Annotated in this window: 16 protein-coding genes; 1 reads left to right on the top strand and 15 read right to left on the bottom strand. The window is 72.8% G+C overall.

Going from position 1 to position 16,799, the window contains the following annotated elements; translation table 11 throughout:
* Positions 1–7 precede the first annotated feature (7 nt).
* From LQK93_RS16590 to efp, 5 genes are all read right to left on the bottom strand, one after another.
* Entirely contained in the window at positions 8–1,354 is a 1,347-nt protein-coding gene (locus tag LQK93_RS16590; protein ID WP_374968871.1) for a dihydroorotase, read from the bottom strand.
* Positions 1,351–2,382, bottom strand: a complete 1,032-nt coding sequence (locus LQK93_RS16585) for an aspartate carbamoyltransferase catalytic subunit (protein ID WP_374968870.1) — start codon at positions 2,380–2,382, stop codon at positions 1,351–1,353. Before LQK93_RS16585 ends, LQK93_RS16590 begins: the two co-directional genes overlap by 4 nt.
* On the bottom strand, positions 2,379–2,927 hold the full coding sequence (gene pyrR / locus LQK93_RS16580) for a bifunctional pyr operon transcriptional regulator/uracil phosphoribosyltransferase PyrR (RefSeq protein WP_374971529.1): 549 nt from the start codon (positions 2,925–2,927) through the stop codon (positions 2,379–2,381). The genes LQK93_RS16585 and pyrR overlap by 4 nt, the downstream gene beginning before the upstream one ends.
* 332 nt (positions 2,928–3,259) lie before the next feature.
* Entirely contained in the window at positions 3,260–3,673 is a 414-nt protein-coding gene (nusB, locus tag LQK93_RS16575) for a transcription antitermination factor NusB (RefSeq protein WP_374968869.1), read from the bottom strand.
* Between the two features lie 16 nt (positions 3,674–3,689).
* Complete coding sequence (efp, locus tag LQK93_RS16570; RefSeq protein WP_366272719.1) at positions 3,690–4,253, bottom strand: elongation factor P; 564 nt, start codon at positions 4,251–4,253, stop codon at positions 3,690–3,692.
* Between the two features lie 208 nt (positions 4,254–4,461).
* On the opposite strand from efp, the gene LQK93_RS16565 reads away from it, so the two are divergent.
* Complete coding sequence (locus LQK93_RS16565; RefSeq protein WP_374968868.1) at positions 4,462–6,531, top strand: HelD family protein; 2,070 nt, start codon at positions 4,462–4,464, stop codon at positions 6,529–6,531.
* A gap of 56 nt (positions 6,532–6,587) precedes the next feature.
* Here the strand turns inward: LQK93_RS16565 and LQK93_RS16560 are convergent, their stop codons facing one another.
* The 10 genes from LQK93_RS16560 to alaS all read right to left on the bottom strand — a co-directional run bounded on the left by LQK93_RS16560 (position 6,588) and on the right by alaS (position 16,449).
* Positions 6,588–6,878 (bottom strand): hypothetical protein, encoded by a 291-nt coding sequence (locus LQK93_RS16560; RefSeq protein WP_374968867.1) that lies wholly within the window; start codon positions 6,876–6,878, stop codon positions 6,588–6,590.
* 64 nt (positions 6,879–6,942) lie between these two features.
* The gene (gene aroQ, locus LQK93_RS16555) at positions 6,943–7,380 is read right to left on the bottom strand and encodes a type II 3-dehydroquinate dehydratase (protein ID WP_374968866.1); all 438 of its coding nucleotides are present in this window, start codon (positions 7,378–7,380) and stop codon (positions 6,943–6,945) included.
* A gap of 24 nt (positions 7,381–7,404) precedes the next feature.
* The gene (aroB, locus tag LQK93_RS16550) at positions 7,405–8,529 is read right to left on the bottom strand and encodes a 3-dehydroquinate synthase (RefSeq protein WP_374968865.1); all 1,125 of its coding nucleotides are present in this window, start codon (positions 8,527–8,529) and stop codon (positions 7,405–7,407) included.
* A complete protein-coding gene (locus LQK93_RS16545) occupies positions 8,526–9,065 on the bottom strand; it encodes a shikimate kinase (protein ID WP_374968864.1) in 540 nt (179 codons plus the stop codon). The genes aroB and LQK93_RS16545 overlap by 4 nt, the downstream gene beginning before the upstream one ends.
* Positions 9,059–10,279 carry a chorismate synthase gene (gene aroC, locus LQK93_RS16540; protein ID WP_374968863.1) on the bottom strand — a complete coding sequence of 407 codons (1,221 nt, stop codon included), beginning with the start codon at positions 10,277–10,279 and terminating at the stop codon, positions 9,059–9,061. Before aroC ends, LQK93_RS16545 begins: the two co-directional genes overlap by 7 nt.
* A 75-nt stretch (positions 10,280–10,354) precedes the next feature.
* Complete coding sequence (locus LQK93_RS16535; protein WP_374968862.1) at positions 10,355–11,056, bottom strand: prepilin peptidase; 702 nt, start codon at positions 11,054–11,056, stop codon at positions 10,355–10,357.
* Positions 11,057–11,064: 8 nt separating this feature from the next.
* Positions 11,065–11,964, bottom strand: coding sequence for a shikimate dehydrogenase (locus tag LQK93_RS16530; protein WP_374968861.1), 900 nt, complete (start codon positions 11,962–11,964; stop codon positions 11,065–11,067).
* Positions 11,958–13,271: an endolytic transglycosylase MltG gene (gene mltG, locus LQK93_RS16525; RefSeq protein WP_374968860.1), complete on the bottom strand. Its 1,314-nt coding sequence runs from the start codon at positions 13,269–13,271 to the stop codon at positions 11,958–11,960. The genes LQK93_RS16530 and mltG overlap by 7 nt, the downstream gene beginning before the upstream one ends.
* Positions 13,268–13,780 (bottom strand): Holliday junction resolvase RuvX, encoded by a 513-nt coding sequence (gene ruvX / locus LQK93_RS16520; RefSeq protein ID WP_374968859.1) that lies wholly within the window; start codon positions 13,778–13,780, stop codon positions 13,268–13,270. Before ruvX ends, mltG begins: the two co-directional genes overlap by 4 nt.
* Positions 13,777–16,449, bottom strand: coding sequence for an alanine--tRNA ligase (gene alaS / locus LQK93_RS16515; protein WP_374968858.1), 2,673 nt, complete (start codon positions 16,447–16,449; stop codon positions 13,777–13,779). The genes ruvX and alaS overlap by 4 nt, the downstream gene beginning before the upstream one ends.
* Positions 16,450–16,799 lie beyond the last annotated feature (350 nt).

Raw genomic sequence — 16,799 nt, 5'->3', positions numbered from 1 at the left:
TGGGTGGTCACAGGTCTGCTCCCGTGGTCGTCGCGTTCGTCAGTTCTCGTTCGGTGTCTCGGTCGTCCGCGCCGCTGCGGACGTCGTGGGTGACGCGCCCGGCGTGGACCGTCGTGAGGACGGCTCCGCGCAGGGTGCGCCCGTGCCACGGGTTGTTGCGTGAGCGGCTGCGGCTCGCTGCGGCGTCGACCGTGACCTCGCGGTCGGGGTCGACGAGCGTGATGTGGGCGGGGCTGCCGACGGCGAGCTCCCTTCCCTGGTGGGCCAGCCCGCCGATGCGGGCCGGCGCGGCCGACATGACCCGCGCCACGTCGGCCCAGCCGAGCAGGCCCGGTCGCACCATCACGTCGCTGACCACCGACAGGGCCGTCTCGAGGCCGAGCATTCCGAACGCGGCGTCGACGAAGGCGTGCTCCTTGTCGTGCCGGGCGTGCGGCGCGTGGTCCGTGGCGACGGCGTCGATCGTGCCGTCGGCCAGAGCCGCGCGCAGGGCCTCGACGTCCTCGGTGGGGCGCAGCGGCGGGTTGACCTTGTAGACCGGGTCGTAGCCGAGCAGCAGGTCGGTCGTCAGCGCCAGGTGGTGCGGGGTGACCTCGGCGGTGACGGCGATCCCCTGGGCCTTGGCCCACCGGATCACCTCCACCGTGCCGGCGGTCGAGACGTGGGCGACGTGCACGCGGGAGCCGGTGTGGCGGGCGAGCATGACGTCGCGGGCGACGATCGACTCCTCCGCGATCCCGGGCCAGCCGGGCAGGCCGAGCCGGCCGGACACCTCGCCCTCGTGGCAGCAGGCCTCGCGGCCGGCCAGGCGGGGGTCCTGGGCGTGTTGGCTGACGACGCCGCCGAAGGGCTTGATGTACTCGAGCGCCCGGCGCATGATGCGCGCGTCGTGGACGCAGTGCCCGTCGTCGCTGAAGACGCGGACCTTCGCCCGGGAGCGGGCCATGAGCCCGAGCTCTGCGAGCTCCGCGCCCTCGAGGCGCTTGGTCACGGCCCCGACGGGGACGACCTCGGTGAGGCCGCAGGCGCGCCCGAGGTCGAGGACGCGTTCGGCCGCCTCGGCGGTGTCGGTGACCGGGCTCGTGTTGGCCATCGCGAAGACCGCGGTGAAGCCGCCCGCCGCAGCGGCGGCCGAGCCGGTGGCGATGGTCTCGGCGTCCTCCCGGCCGGGCTCGCGCAGGTGGACGTGCAGGTCGACGAGGCCCGGCAGCGCGACGAGCCCGTCGGCGTCGAGCACCTCGGCGTCGCCGGGGGCCTGCACGGAACCGACCTCGGTGATGACGCCGTCCTCGACGAGCAGGTCGGCGGCCTCGGCCCCGAGGAGCCGGGCGCCGCGGATCACGAGGCGGGTCATCGGGCGGCTCCTTCGGTGGCGGCGGACGCGGGGGACGTCGAGGACGCGGGGGCGGCCGCCCGGGCGGCCGTGGACGAGTCGTCGCCCGCGAGCAGGTGGTAGAGCACTGCCATCCGGACCGCGACACCGGCGGAGACCTGGTCGAGGACCACCGACTGCGGCGAGTCGGCCGCCTCCGGGGCGATCTCGAGGCCGCGGTTCATCGGACCGGGGTGCAGCACGAGCACATCGCGGTTGCGGGCGACGAGGGTCTCGAGCCGGTCGCGGGTCAGGCCGTAGCCGACGGTGTACTCGCGGGCGGTGGGGAAGAAGCCGCCGCTCATCCGCTCGCGCTGGACGCGCAGCATCATGACGGCGTCGACCGGGCCGTGCTCTCCCTTGCCCTCGAGGACGGGGTCGAGGTCCCAGCTCGTCGCGAAACCGTCCGCCTGGCTCCACGCGCCGATGCCACTCGGCATCAGGGTCGGGGGCGCGACGACGGTGACGCGGGCGCCCAGCGTCTGGAGGGTGATGACGTTGCTGCGGAAGACGCGGGAGTGGGTGAGGTCGCCGACGATGACGACGTGCTTGCCGTCCAGGTCGCCGAGTCGCGTCCGGAGCGTGTAGGCGTCGAGCAGGGCCTGCGTGGGGTGCTCGTGCGTGCCGTCCCCGGCGTTGATGACGCTGCAGCGCACCCACTGCGCCACCTGGTGGCAGGCGCCCGAGGCGTTGTGGCGGATGACGAGGGCGTCGACGGCCATGGCGTCGACGGTCATCGCGGTGTCGCGCAGGCTCTCGCCCTTGCTCGTCGAGGAGCCCTTGGCCGAGAGGTTGATGGTGTCGGCCGACATCCACTTGCCCGCGATCTCGAACGAGCTGCGGGTGCGGGTCGAGTCCTCGAAGAAGAAGTTGATGATCGTGCGCCCGCGCAGGGTCGGCACCTTCTTGACCTCGCGGCGCTGCAGGTCGTGCATCGAGGCCGCGGTCTCGAGGATGTCCTCGACCTCGGCCCGGGTCAGGTCGGCGGAGGAGATCAGGTGCCTGGTCATCGCGCCTCTCCCCCGCTGATGCGCACGACGTCGAGGCCGTCGACCTCGGCGACCCGCACGTGCACCCGCTCGTCGCGGGAGGTGGGCAGGTTCTTGCCGACGTGGTCGGCGCGGATGGGGAGCTCACGGTGGCCGCGGTCGACGAGGACCGCGAGGCGCACGGCGCGCGGGCGGCCCAGCTCCGAGAGCGCGTCGAGGGCGGCGCGGATGGTGCGGCCGGAGTAGAGGACGTCGTCGACGAGGACGACGACCTTGTCGTCGATGCCGCCGTCGGGGATGCGCGAGCGGTGCGCGGTGCGCACGGGGTTGCGGCGCAGGTCGTCGCGGTGGAGCGTGATGTCGAGCTCGCCGACGGGGACCGGGGTGCCCTCGACGCCCTCGATGCCGGCGGCGAGGCGGCGGGCCAGCGGCACGCCCCGGGACGGGATGCCCAGCAGGACCAGGCCCTCGCTCCCCCGGTTGCGCTCGAGGATCTCGTGACCGATGCGCCGCAGCGCCCGGGAGATGTCACCCTCGCTCATGACGTCTCTTGCGTCAGGGGGGATGCTCGAACGGTCGTTCGATGGCTGGGCAGGCGCACTCAGGTCAGGGCAGGTCACAGCCGCTGGACCTCCTTCCCCGCCTCACAGGACGGTGGTTAAAGGATGTCGATCGCGAGGGAGTCTAACGCGCGCCGAGCCGACCCCCCACACCGGTCCATCTCGTGGCACGTCACCTGCCGCGAACCGCCCGACCGCCACGAACCCGGCCGCCCGTGCTGGGAGCCGGCGCCGCCGCCATGTCGTGGCGGTCCGTCGGTGCAGCGCCCTGGGAACGCACGGAGCCACCCGCATACGGGTGGCTTCGTGCTGTACGCGTCGGTGACCCGACCGGGAGCTCAGACGATGGTGGCCTTGACCTCGGCGAGCCGGCCGAGCAGGCCGTTGACGAACGCCGGCGACTCGTCGGTCGACAGCTCCGTGGCGAGCGCCACGGCCTCGGAGATCGCGACCGCGTCGGGGATCTCGTCGTTCCAGAGCACCTCCCACGCGCCGAGGCGCAGGATCGCGCGGTCGACGGCGGGCATCCGCTCGAGCGTCCAGCCCTGGCTGTAGTCGGTCAGGGCCGCGTTGATGTCGTTCCACTTCCCCACGACGCCGCGCACGATCTCCGCGGTGTAGGGGTTGTTGGCCGCGCGCGACTCGCGGTCGCCCAGGCGCTCGTCGAGGAGCGTCACGGCGTTGAGGCCGCGCTGGTCCGCCTCGAAGAGGATGTCGAGCGCCCGCGTACGGGCCTTGCTGCGTGCTGCCAAGGGAATTCGCGTCCGCTCAGTCGTTGACGCGGCCGAGGTACGACCCGTCGCGGGTGTCGACCTTGACGCGCGTGCCGGTCTCGAGGAAGAGCGGCACGTTGATCTGGGCGCCGGTCTCGAGGGTGGCGGGCTTGGTGCCACCGGTCGAGCGGTCGCCCTGCAGGCCCGGCTCGGTGTGCGTGATCTCGAGGACGACCGAGGCGGGCAGCTCGACGTAGAGCGGGGCGCCGTCGTGCGTGGCGACGATGGCGTTCTGGTTCTCGAGGAGGTAGTTGGCGGCATCGCCCACGACGGTCTCCGACACGTTGATCTGGTCGTAGGTGTCGGTGTCCATGAAGACGAAGTCGGTGCCGTCCTTGTAGAGGTACTGCATCGTGCGCTTGTCGACGTTGCTCGTCTCGACCTTGGTGCCGGCGTTGAACGTCTTGTCGACGACCTTGCCCGAGAGGACGGCCTTGAGCTTGGTGCGCACGAACGCCGGGCCCTTGCCGGGCTTGACGTGCTGGAACTCGACGACAGACCAGAGCTGTCCCTCGAGGTTGAGCACCATGCCGTTCTTCAGGTCGTTGGTCGTAGCCATCGTGACAAACCACTTTCGTATGCCGGCCGGCCCGCTGGGTGCCGCGCTGGGCACACCGGGACCCCGGGCGTTCGTTGACTTGGGGAGTTGCCGCACGAGTCTAGCGGGGCGGCCTGCCGATCGCGGAATCGTCGCGCCAGCCCCGGGGCGGAGCGGGTGTAGGCTCGCTCCTCCCCCTCGCCCCCCGTGCCCGAAAGGCGGCTTCGTCATGCCCACCTCCCAGCCGGCCGACACGATGCAGGACGAGCTGGCCGGCGAGCTCGCCAGGGAGCAGGCCTTCCTCGATGACGCCCGCGCGCAGCTGGGCCGGATGCGCGAGCTGGCGGAGTCGCTCGACTCGTCGAAGGCCAGTGACGCGATCTCGGGCGAGGTCCTCGGCTGGGTGCTTGCGCGGCGCATCGCGTCGCTCCAGGACGACCCGCGCACGACGCTCTTCTTCGGCCGCATCGACGTCGACCCCGCAGACGGGCCGGCCGAGCAGTTCCACATCGGACGGCGCCACGTCTCCGACGAGGCCGGCGACCCCGTCGTCGTGGACTGGAGAGCCCCGATCTCGACCGCCTTCTACCGCGCGTCGCCGCTCGACCCGATGGACGTCGTGCTGCGGCGGCGCTTCGGTGTGGATCGCGGGCGGCTGACGGCCATCGAGGACGAGCACCTGCGCGAGCCGGACCGCTCCCGCACGTCGGCCGGCTCCTTGCTGGCGGCCGAGATCGAGCGCCCGCGCACCGGCCCGATGCGCGACATCGTCTCGACGATCCAGCCGGAGCAGGACGAGATCGTCCGGAGCGACGTCGCCGTCAGCGTCTGCGTGCAGGGCGCGCCCGGCACCGGCAGACGGCCGTGGGGCTGCACCGAGCCGCGTGGCTGCTCTACTCCTTCCGCGAGCGGCTCGACCGCTCGGGTGTGCTCGTGGTCGGCCCCAACCGCGCCTTCCTCGACCACATCGGTGCCGTGCTGCCCTCCCTCGGCGAGGTACGCGTGCGGCACGCCACGATCGAGACCCTGCTCGAGCACCACGGCCGGGTCCGGGCCGCCGAGCCGGCCGCCGTCGCGACCCTCAAGGGCGACGCGCGCCTCGCGACGGTACTGCGCCGGGCCGTGTGGTCGGCCCTCGAGCGGCCCGCTGAGGCGCTCGTGGTCCCGCGCGGCGTGCGCAAGTGGCGCGTGCCGGCATACGTCGTCGGGGAGCTCGTCGACGAGCTCGCCGCGCGGGGCGTGCGCTACTCGGCGGCGCGCGACCTGCTCCCCCAGCGGCTGGCCCACCACGTGCTCCTCGAGATGGAACGCGCGGGTGACGCGCCGGACGACCGGGTCCAGGACGCCGTCGCGAAGTCGCCGGCCGTCAGGAAGCTCGTCGGTCGTCGTCTGGCCCGCGCTCGACCCCCAGGGCGTGCTGCACCGGCTCTGGTCGGACGCGGACGCCCTGAAGGCCGCGGCCGGCGACGACCTCACCGCCGACGAGCAGGCGATGCTGCTGTGGCACAAGCCCGCTCGCACCAAGGGGTCGGCGCGCTGGTCGCGCGCCGACCTGGCCCTGCTCGACGAGCTGGACGACCTGCTGCGGCGCACCCCGAGCCTCGGGCACATCGTTCTCGACGAGGCGCAGGACCTCTCCCCGATGCAGCTGCGGGCGGTGGGGCGACGCTGCTCGACCGGGTCGGTGACGGTGCTGGGCGACATCGCCCAGGGCACCACGCCCTGGGCGACCGGCTCCTCGGCGGAGGCGATGCGCCACCTCGGCAAGCCGGAGCACGACCTCGTCGTCCTCGACCGAGGCTTCCGGGTCCCCGCAGCCGTCATCGAGTATGCCGCCCGCCTCCTCCCGGCCATGGCGCCCGGTCTCGGCGCCCCGGTCTCGGTGCGCGAGAACCCGGGCCGGCTGGAGATCCGCCCGGCCCAAGCCGGAGACCTCGAGGTCGAGGTGGTGCGCGCCGTCGAGACGGCGGCCGCTGGTCCCGGCTCGGTCGGGGTCATCGCACCCGACGCCGGCCTGGACCGTGTCTCGGCCGCACTCGGCGCCGCAGGCATCGCGCACGGGCGGCTCGACCGCGACCACGGCGACGACGAGGACCACCAGGTCGAGGTGGTGCCGGCGAGCGTGGCCAAGGGCCTCGAGTTCGACCACACGGTCGTCGTCGAGCCGGCCGCGATCGCGGCCGCGGAGCCCGACGAGCGCACGGGCCTGCGACGCCTCTACGTCGTGCTCACCCGGGCCGTCTCGGAGCTGACGATCGTGCACGCCGAGCCGCTGCCCGCGGCCCTGCTCACTGCCTGACCCTTCTCCTGCCCCCTGCTCCTGGCTCCCGATCGGAGGGATCGAGCCGCCGGCGGTCAGCCGAGACCGCGGTGCGCGCCCCACATCGTCGCCGCACGGGCGGCCGCGGCTTCTACGAGGGCAACCAGCTCAGGCAACTCGGGCACGGAGAAGGACACGTACGCACCACGACCGCCCTCGACCGGACGCCCGTAGGCCTTGGCGGCCAGGCGGCCGCTCTTCAGCAGGCGGACGTTGAGGGTGTCGAGCCGGAAGGTCTGCCCGCGACGGGTGTCGGTCCAGCGCAGCTCTTCGGGAATCGTGACGTTGATCGCCAGCGCGCTGATCAGCGGCTCGTCCTCGGGCATGACCAGCAGGCTGCCACAGCCTGGGACGTCCCGCAGACGACATGCGCGCAACGGCGCCGGGGTCTCAGACCAGCGCGCGGAGCGCCAGCAGGTAGGACTGCAGCCCGAAGCCGGCGACCGTGCCGGTCGCGACGCCGGCCACCACCGAGGTGTGGCGGAACTCCTCGCGCGCGGCCGGGTTCGACAGGTGCACCTCGACGAGGCTGCGACCGCTCGTGGTCACGATCGCGCAGGCGTCGCGGACGGCATACGAGTAGTGCGTGAAGGCGCCGGGGTTGAGCACGACGTCCGCGCCGACGTCGACCGCCTCGTGCAGCCAGTCGATGAGCTCGCCCTCGTGGTTGGTCTGCCGGCAGTCGGCCACCAGGCCGAGATCACGGGCCTCGCGTTCGACGGCGTCGTGGATGTCCTCGAGCGTGTCGGAACCGTAGACCTCGGGCTCGCGCGTGCCGAGGCGGTTCAGGTTGGGGCCCGACAGGACGAAGACCGTGGGTGCCGTCATGGCCGGGAGTCTAGTGAGCGGGCGTCACGGGGCCGTGGCGCCACGGCGCGACACGAGGCCGTATGCCGCCTGCAGCAGCGCGTCGTCCGGCCCCACGAGGCGCGTGGGCCGGGCCAGACCGTCGAGCACGACGAAGCGCAGCGTCGAGCCGCGGGACTTCTTGTCGCGGCGCATCGCCGTGAGCAGCTCGTCCCACCGTCCCGGCACGTAGCAGGTGGGCAGCCCGAGCGACTCCAGCACCGAGCGGTGGCGCAGCACGAGGGCGTCGCCCTCGGGCCCGGACAGGTGCCCGGTGAGGCGTGCGAGCTCGGCGACGTAGACCATGCCGACGCCCACCGCCTCGCCGTGGCGCCAGGAGTAGCCCTCGACCTGCTCGATGGCGTGCCCGAAGGTGTGGCCGTAGTTGAGGATCTCGCGTAGCGAGCTCTCGCGCAGGTCGGCGGCGACCACCGAGGCCTTGACCCGGACGGCTCGCTCGATGAGCTCGCGCAGGTGCGGGTTGGCCGCGGTGCGCGCCCGGGCCGGGTCCGCGCTGACCGCGGACTCGACGAGGTCGAGGATCACGGGGTCGGCGATGAGGCCGCACTTGACGACCTCGCCGAGGCCGGCGACGAGGTCGGCCTCGGGCAGCGTGTCGAGGACGTCGAGGTCACACAGCACGCCGGCGGGCGGGTGGAAGGCACCGACGAGGTTCTTGCCCTCGGCGGTGTTGATACCCGTCTTGCCGCCGACGGCCGCGTCGACCATCCCGAGCAGGGTGGTCGGCACCTGCACGACGCGCACGCCGCGCAGCCACGACGCCGCGACGAACCCGGCGAGGTCGGTGACGGAGCCGCCGCCGACCCCGACCACGGCATCGCTGCGGGTGAAGCCGGCCCGCCCGAGCTGCGACCACAGGTCGGCGGCGACGGTGGCCGTCTTGGCGGCCTCGGCGTCGGGCACCTCGGCGACGTGGACGGCATACCCGTGCTCCTCCAGCGCGGCGGTGACCCGTCCCGTCAGTCCGGGCAGCGTCGGGGGGTGGACGACCAGCACCCGCTCGACGTCGGGTCCGAGCAGCTCGGCCACTCGGTCCAGCACACCGGAGCCGATGACGACGTCGTAGTCGCCGCCGACGGGGATCGTCGTCGGCGTGGCTGCTCCGGTCACGGGCGCGACCCGTCGAGCTGCGCGATTACGTCGTCGACGACCTCGGCCGGGGTGCGCCCGGCGGTGTCGACGCGGATCGTGGCGACCCGCTCGTAGGTCGGGCGCCGGTGGTTCATCATCGCGACCCAGGTCGCCCGCGGGTTGACCGACAGCAGCGGCCGCGACCTGTCGAACCCGATGCGCTTGCTCGCGTCGGCGATGGAGACGTCGAGGAACACGACCGTGTGCCCGGCCAGGGCGGCCTCCGTGAGCGGGTCCATCACGGCTCCTCCGCCGAGCGAGACCACGCCGCCCTCCTGGGCGAGGGCCCGGGCCACCGCCTCGCGCTCCAGGTCGCGGAAGACGGGCTCACCGTCGTCGACGAAGATGTCGGAGATCGAGCGGCCCTGCGCCTGCTCGATGGCGGCGTCGACGTCGTGGAACGGCACGCCGAGACGTGCCGCGAGGGCCTCGCCCACCGTCGTCTTGCCGGCGCCGGGCGGCCCGACGACGACAGCGGCGGGCCGGGAGGGCGTGGGGACCTCGCTGCTCACCACGTGCGCAGCTCCTTCCGGACGCCGTCGAGGTATGCCGTGTGGTTGCGGGCCGTCTCCGTGACGGAGTCGCCGCCGAACTTCTCGAGGCACGACGCCGCGAGCACGAGCGCGACCATCGCCTCCGCGACGACGCCGGCGGCCGGGACGGCGCACACGTCGGAACGCTGGTGGATGGCCGTCGCAGCCTCACCGGTCGCGACGTCGACGGTCGCGAGGGCGCGCGGCACGGTGCTGATCGGCTTCATGGCGGCGCGGACGCGCAGCACCTGACCCGTCGACATTCCGCCCTCGGTGCCGCCGGCGCGGCCGGTGCGTCGGGTGATGACGCCGTCGACGAGCTCCATCTCGTCGTGCGCCCGCGACCCGCGGCGGCGCGCCGTCTCGAAGCCGTCGCCGACCTCGACGCCCTTGATCGCCTGGATGCTCATCAGGGCCTGGGCGAGCTGCCCGTCGAGCTTGCGGTCCCAGTGCACGTGCGACCCCAGGCCGGGGGGCAGGCCGTAGGCGAGCACCTCGACGACGCCGCCGAGGGTGTCGCCGTCCTTCTTCGCGGCGTCGACCTCGGCGACCATCGCCGCCGAGCCGCTCGGGTCGAACGCGCGCACTGGGTCGGCGTCGAGGTGCTCGACGTCGTCCGGCGTCGGCAGCTCGGCGTCCTCGGGCACGCGGGCGGTGCCGATCGCGACGGTGTGCGAGACCAGCCGGATGCCGTACGCCTGCTCGAGGAAGCGGGCGGCGATCTCACCGAGGGCGACGCGAGCCGCCGTCTCCCGCGCGGAGGCGCGCTCGAGCACCGGACGCGCGTCCTCGTGGCCGTACTTCTGCATGCCGACGAGGTCGGCGTGCCCGGGGCGCGGCCGGGTCAGGGGCCTGTTGCGCGCCACCTCCTTCTCCGCGTTGACGTCGTCGGAAGCGGCATACGCCTCGGCACTGACGGCCTCGGGACTCATGACGGTCGTCCACTTGGGCCACTCGCTGTTGCCGATGCGCACCGCGATCGGGGACCCGAGCGTCACACCGTGGCGCAGGCCGCCGAGGAACTCCACCTCGTCCTGCTCGAACTTCATCCGCGCGCCGCGGCCGTAGCCGAGCCGGCGGCGCGACAGGGCGGCCTGCAGATCCTTGGCACCGACCTCGACCCCGGCCGGAAGGCCCTCGATCATGGCGACGAGTGCGGGCCCGTGCGACTCACCGGCCGTCAACCAACGCAACATGCAGCGATCCTCCCACGCGGGCAGATCCCGCTTCCGCGGCGCCCGGCCCTCGGGACCCCGCCAGGACGCGCGTTCCTAGAGGAGGGGGCGCACCTGCACCACGAGAGACAGCAGCAGCCCGAGCAGCATCCACGGGCCGAAGGCGATGTCGTCCTTGCGGGTGCCGCGCCGCAGCACGAGGCGCACGATGCCGTAGATCCCCGCGAGGATGAACGAGGCGTACGCGGCGACGAGGGTCGTGGACACGCTGAGGTAGCCGGTGGCCAGTCCCACCAGCCCGGCCAGGGTGACGTCGCCGTAGCCGAAGCCGCTGCCGAGCAGCGCCGCCACGAGCGCCAGGAGGAAGTAGATCGTCCACAGCACCGCTCCCGTGACGGCGGCGCGCCGCAGCGCCTCCCAGTCCCCCGAGGCCAGCGAGGCGATCGCGAGCTGGCCCACGAGCAGGGGGTATGCCGGCCGGGTCAGTCCGCGCGGCAGGCGGTGCACGTCGGCGTCGATCCACCCGAGGGCGACGGCCACGAAGGCGAAGCCGAGGTAGGCGGGCGTGAGGGCCCAGCCCGACAGGGGGCCGAACCGCCACGCGAGCAGGCCCCAGAGCAGCCCCAGGGCGATCGGCACGACGCGTGACGAGATCCGCGGCAGGGGCCCGACCTCGTCGTCGAGGCGGTAGCCGCCACCGGCCAGGCGCCGACGGAGCACCTCACCCATCGCGGCGCCCGTCACGGCCAGCAGGACCACGAACCACCACGGAGTGCCCGGCGCGTCGACCCACCGCATCGGCGGGATCATCGGGCGGCGAGGGCGTCGCGCAGGGCGCTCGCCATGGCGGCGAGCGGCGGCTCGTGCCCGGTCATGAGACGTACCTGCTCGGTCGCCTGGTGCAGCAGCATGTCGGTGCCCTCGGCGACGCTCCAGCCACGCTGCCGGGCGGCTCGCTGCAGCGGCGTCTCACCAGAGCCGTAGACGACGTCGAGGAGCACCGGGCCCACCGTCGTGCCCTTCTTCGCGCCCACCGTCGGCGCGGAGGAGCGCGCCTCGGGCAGCCGGTCGAGCCCGGGCAGCGACAGCGGAGGCACCGTGCTGACGACCACGTCGACCTCGGCGGCCGGGCCCCAGTCGCCCATCGTCACGACGTCGACCTGCACACCGGCCTCACTGGCCTGGGCCAGGGTGGCGGCACGCACGGCGTCCCGCACCATGAAGACCACGCGGGCGTCCCGCGCGGTCACTGCGCTCACCGTGGCCAGGGCTGCCAGCGCGGAGCGCGCGGTGGCACCCGACCCGACGACGAGCAGGCTGGACCAGTCCGCGGCGCCCGCGAGGCGCAGAGCCGTGGCGATGCCGTGCACGTCGGTGTTGTGCGCGGACCACCGCGAGGGGTCCTCGGCCTCGCGCACCAGCGTGTTGGCCGCGCCGGTCGCCGCAGCGAGCGGGGTGACCAGCGACGCCGCCTCCAGGGCGACCTCCTTGAGCGGCATCGTGAGCGAGAGCCCCCGCCATGTCCCGTCCAGTGCCGCAAATGCGCTCGGGAAGGCGACGACATCGACGTCACGACGGTCGTAGCACCACCCGTCCAGCCCGAGGGCGGCATATGCGGCCCGGTGCAGCACCGGCGAGAGCGAGTGCTCGACGGGGCTGCCCCACACCGCGCAGCGGCGGGTGGGGCCCTGCCCCTCGCTCAGCACTTGCCCTTGTTGTCGGCGCACCACTTCTGGAACTGCGCCACGTAGCGCTGGTGCTCCTCGTAGGTCGTGGCGAACTTCGTCTCACCGGTGTCGAGGTTGACCGTCACGAAGTAGAGCCAGGGGCCGGCGACCGGCTTGGCTGCAGCCGCGAGGGCGCTCTCACCCGGGTTGGAGATGGGGCCCGGTGGCAGGCCCGCGACCAGCCGGGTGTTGTACGGGCTCTTGCTGTCGAGCATCGCCTGCGTGGGCACGCCACGCTTCTTGAAGATGTAGTTGACCGTCGAGTCGAGCCCCAGGGTCATCTTCTTCGCGAGGCGGTTCTCGATGACCCGGGCCACCTTCGCCTGGTCGCCCTGCGTCTGGGCCTCACCCTCGATGAGGCTCGCCACCGTGACGACGCGCTCCATCTGGTCCGGCGCGATGCCCAGGCCGTCCAGGCGCTTCACGGACTCGGCGACCATCTGCTTGAGCTGGTCCGCGGCCGTCGAGGTCGGTCCGAACTCGTAGCTGGCCGGGAAGAGGTAGCCCTCGACGTTGCCCTTCGCCGACGGCGGCAGACCGAGCTGGCCGACGTTCTTGGCGGCCTCGGCGTACTGGGCGACGGGGATGCCCGACGCCTTGGACAGGCGGTCGTAGATCTCGCTGGCCCACAGGCCCTCGGGGACGACGACACGCGTGATGAGGCGGTTCTTGGGATCCACGAGGAGTGCCACGGCATCCGCAGCCTTCATCTGCTTCTTCATGACGTAGACGCCGGGCTGGATCGAGGAGCTCTTCGGGTCGCTGTTCGCGGCCTCGATGAACGCCTTGGTCGACTTGACGACGTCGTCGTCGACGAGGGTCTTGGCGATGGCCCCGCCACCGGCGCCCTGGTCGATGGTCACCCGGACCTCACCGGTGCCGGGACCCGGATAGTCGTTGGACTCGAGGAAGCTCTCCACGACGGGGCGCAGCGCCTTATAGGCGACGGCCACCCCTCCGCCGATGACCGCCAGGGCGATCACGATGACGACGATGCGGCGCAGCACCGAGGGCTTGCCCCGAGGCGCCGTGCCGGCGCTGGAACTCGCTGCCCCGCGTGACCGCCGCCCGCGCCGGCCCCGCCGGCGCGCCGCGAGCTCCTGCTCACGCATCTCCCGCCGGCTGGTACCCGGAGCCGGGTGGGCTCGCCCGGGGTCGCCAGCGGCATCGGAGTGGTCGTCGGGGTGGTCGAGCGGGTGTCCCGGCTCGTGTCCCGGCTCGACGGGGCCATGGTCGAGCGCCTCGTCGTGGTCGCCGAAGATGGATGACTCGAGGTGGTCCTTCATCGACGACGTTCCTTCTTCCGTTTGCCACCCGGCATGATGATCTCCCCGGGCGGCATGCCCGACAGTGCCTCCGTGTCCAGCGCCGACTGCAGGATGAGTACGGCAGCAGCCTGGTCGACGACGGCTCGCTGTCCGCGACCGGGCACACCGCTGTCGCGTAGTCTGCGGTGCGCGTCCACGGTGGTCAAGCGCTCGTCGACCATGCGCACCTCCACGCTACCGAGGCGCGAGGCGAGGCGGCCGGCGTAGTCCCGCGCGATCCGGGCCGCCTCCCCCTCCTGTCCGGACAGCAGGCGAGGCAGGCCGACCACGACCTCGATGGCCTCGAGCTCGCCCACGAGCTCGACGATCGCCTCGACGTCGCTGTCGGCGGCGGTGTCGCGGCTCAGCGTGCGCACCGGGTGCGCGAGGGCGCCCGCAGCGCTCGAGGCGGCGACGCCGACGCGGGCGTTGCCCACGTCGACGCCGACTCGTGCCCCGGGCCGGAAGCGGGCGTCCGTAGGGCTCACGCGCCCCGGCCCCGCAGGTGGTCCTCGACGGCGCCGAGGGCCGCGGAGACCCGGGTCGGGTCGGAGCCGCCGCCCTGGGCCAGGTCGTCCTTGCCGCCGCCGCCGCCGCCGAGCGCCGTCGCGGCGAGCTTGACGAACGCACCAGCCTTGAGGCCCGCCTCACGGGCCCGCTGGTTCGTCGCGACGATAACCACGGGACGCCCGTTGCTGACGGCCGCCATCGACACGAGCACCGGACGGTCGTTGCCGAGGCGGCCGCGCACGTCGGTGACGAGCTTGCGCAGGTCGTCCCCCGTGACCCCCTCGCCCGCGTCGTGGCTGACGAAGGTGACGCCGCCGATGTCGCGTGCGGACTGCACGAGGCCGGCCGCCGCGCCGAGGACCTGGCTCTGGCGGACCGCGGCGATCTCCTTCTCCGCGTCGCGCAGTCGGCCGAGGATGGTCGCGATGCGGTCGGGCAGCTCGTCGCGCCGCACGCCGAGCGTGTCGGTCAGCTGGCTGACGATGGTGGCCTCCCGGGCCAGGTGCGTGTAGGCGTCGGCGCCCACGAGCGCCTCCACGCGGCGCACGCCGGAGCCGATCGAGCTCTCGCCGAGCAGCTTGACGACGCCGATCTGGCCGACGCGCGGCGTGTGGGTGCCGACGCACAGCTCGCGGGACCACTCCCCGATGGAGACGACGCGGACGCGTTCGCCGTACTTCTCGCCGAAGAGCGCCATCGCGCCGAGCCGCTTGGCCGCGTCGAGCGCCATGATGTCGGCCGTCACGGGGAGGTCCTCGAGGAGCACGCCGTTGATCCGCGCCTCGATCTCGGCCATCGCAGCGGCCGGGACCGCCTGGAGGGACTTGAAGTCGAAGCGCAGGCGGCCGGGCGAGTTCTCGGAGCCGGCCTGCGTCGCCGTGTCGCCGAGCTCGTCGCGCAGCGCCTGGTGGACCATGTGCGTCGCCGTGTGGGCACGCGAGATGGACCGGCGGCGCACGACGTCGACCTCGGCCTCCGCGTCCTCGCCCACGCCCACCTCGCCCTCGAGCACCGAGGCGCGGTGCACGACGAGTCCGGTGATGGGACGCTGCACGTCCTCGACGCGCAGCAGGGCGCCGCCGGCGAGCCGGATGAGGCCGTGGTCGGCCTGCTGTCCGCCCGACTCCGCGTAGAGCGGCGTGCGGTCCAGGACGATCTCCACGTCGTCGCCGGCCCCCGCGCGGTCGACGACAGCGCCGTCGCGGATCAGGCCGCGCACGCGGGTGTCGGACAGGACCTGGTCGTAGCCGGTGAACTCCACGTCGCGGCCGAGGAGGTCGGAGAGCTGTCGGTAGACGCTGGTGTCGCCGTGCGCCGACCGCTTCGCCTTGGCATCCGCCTTGGCGCGGTTGCGCTGCTCGCCCATGAGCCGGCGGAAGCCGGCCTCGTCGACCTGCAGGCCCTGCTCCGCCGCCATCTCGAGGGTCAGGTCGATCGGGAAGCCGTAGGTGTCGTGCAGCGAGAACGCCTCGGCGCCGCCGAGGGTGCTCGAGCCGGACGACTTGGCCCGCGCCACCGCGGTGTCGAGGATCGTCGTGCCCGAGCTGAGCGTGCGGCGGAAGGCCTCCTCCTCGGCATACGCGACCTGGCCGATGCGCGAGAAGTCGGTCTCGAGCTCGGGGTAGGACGCCTTCATCCGCTCCATGCTGACAGGCAGCAGCTGATCGAGGGTGGGCGCGTCGACACCGAGCAGGCGCATCGAGCGCACCGCGCGGCGCAGCAGGCGGCGCAGCACGTAGCCGCGACCCTCGTTGCCCGGCGTCACCCCGTCGCCGATGAGCATGAGGGAGGAGCGCACGTGGTCCGCGACCACCCGGAAGCGGACGTCGTCGTCGTGGTCGGCGCCGTAGCGGCGACCGGTCAGGTCCTCCGCTGCCGCGATGACCGGGAAGACCTCGTCGGTCTCGTAGATGTTGTCGACGCCCTGGAGCAGGAACGCGACGCGCTCGAGGCCCATGCCGGTGTCGATGTTGCGCTTGGGCAGGTCCCCGACGATGTCGAAGTCCTCCTTGGAGCGGACGTTCTCGAGCTCGTACTGCATGAACACCAGGTTCCAGAACTCGAGGTAGCGGTCACCCGCCTCCCAGTCGCCGTCGGCGCCGAACTGGGGACCGCGGTCGAGCAGGATCTCCGAGCACGGGCCGCCGGGCCCGGCGACGCCCATGTTCCAGTAGTTGTCCTTGCGCCCGAGGCGCACGATGCGGTCGTCGGACAGGCCGGCGATCTTCTTCCAGAGCGCGATCGCCTCGTCGTCCTCGTAGTAGACCGACGCGTACAGGTCCTTCTCGTCGAAGCCGAGCCCTCCCTCGGACTGGCTGCGCGTGATGAGCTCCCAGGCGAGCTCGATGGCGCCTTCCTTGAAGTAGTCGCCGAAGCTGAAGTTGCCGTTCATCTGGAAGAACGTGCCGTGCCGCGTGGTCTTGCCGACCTCCTCGATGTCGAGGGTGCGCACGCACTTCTGCACGCTGGTGGCACGGGTGAACGGCGGCGTCTCCTGGCCGAGGAAGTACGGCTTGAAGGGGACCATGCCGGCGTTGACGAACAGCAGGTTCGGGTCCTCGTGCACGAGCGGCGCGCTCGGCACGACGGTGTGGCCCTGGCTGCCGAAGAAGGAGAGCCAGCGACGCCTGATCTCAGCGGTTTCCATGATGTGTCCTCGGGGTCGACGGGTGTGGTGTGCAGGGCCCGTCGCATCGGCGGCCGGGCAGGGGGCGAGCAGGGGCGGGGCCAGCCCGACGCCTCACTCGGGCGCGGCTGACCCCCACGGAGCTCGCCCCGCCTGCTGCAGGCGGGGGCGCAGGCTCACCCTGGCTCCCGTCTGGGCCACGTTCATCGTCCTTCGCCTCGTCGGCGCACGCTCGCGCCGAGGTGGTTCAACCCTAACGGACCCCGCCGGGTGGGTCCCACTGCCGCCTGCCGCGGCGCCCCGCCGGGAGGTGGGGGTATGCGGCTGGGCCGGCCCCCGTGCGGGAGCCGGCCCAGCGGCATACGTGCTCT

The sequence above is a fragment of the Terrabacter sp. BE26 genome, assembly GCF_041941675.1.
Lineage (GTDB): Bacteria > Actinomycetota > Actinomycetes > Actinomycetales > Dermatophilaceae > Terrabacter.
This window is presented reverse-complemented; position numbering and strand designations above follow the sequence as displayed.